The following is a 459-nucleotide window of genomic DNA, read 5'->3' on the forward strand; positions in this document are numbered from 1 at the left end:
GTGTAGCGCGCGTAGTCGGTGACGATGCCGCCGCCGTACGGCGCGATCGTCTCGCTCTGCGTGCACAGCGGCAGGCCGCGTCCGACCAGCTCGCTGCCCTTGGCGAAGAACTGCACGTCCACGTGCGAGAACGGCTCCAGGCGCGCCCCGAACTTCGACTTGGTCCGGCGCACGCCCCTCGCCACGGCGCGCACCCGCCCGTGCCCGCGGGTGAGCAGGGTGATGATCCGGTCCGCCTCACCCAGTTTCTGGGTGCGCAGCACGATGCCGTCGTCGCGGAACAGACTCATGGCAGCCATTGTCGCGCACGTTCACCGCACCTCGCCGCGGCTCCTGGCGTCGGCGTACGCGGTGGCCGCGCGCAGCCTTTTCTCGGGCGTCGCGACGCTCCGGACCCTGTGCGAGTGCCGCCCGCGCTTCGTTCACCACGTCCTCCGCTTCTCCGGCGCGCTACGCCGG

The 459-nt window shown here is 71.7% G+C and carries 1 protein-coding gene; it reads right to left on the reverse strand.

Annotation, left to right across the window (positions count from 1 at the left end):
* A partial coding sequence (recO, locus tag LPA54_RS38240; RefSeq protein WP_228984986.1) for a DNA repair protein RecO occupies positions 1 to 290 on the reverse strand: 290 nt, incomplete at its 3' end.
* Between the last annotated feature and the right edge of the window lie 169 nt (positions 291 to 459).

It is taken from the genome of Streptomyces sp. DH12 (assembly GCF_020873895.1).
Classification (GTDB): Bacteria; Actinomycetota; Actinomycetes; order Streptomycetales; family Streptomycetaceae; genus Streptomyces.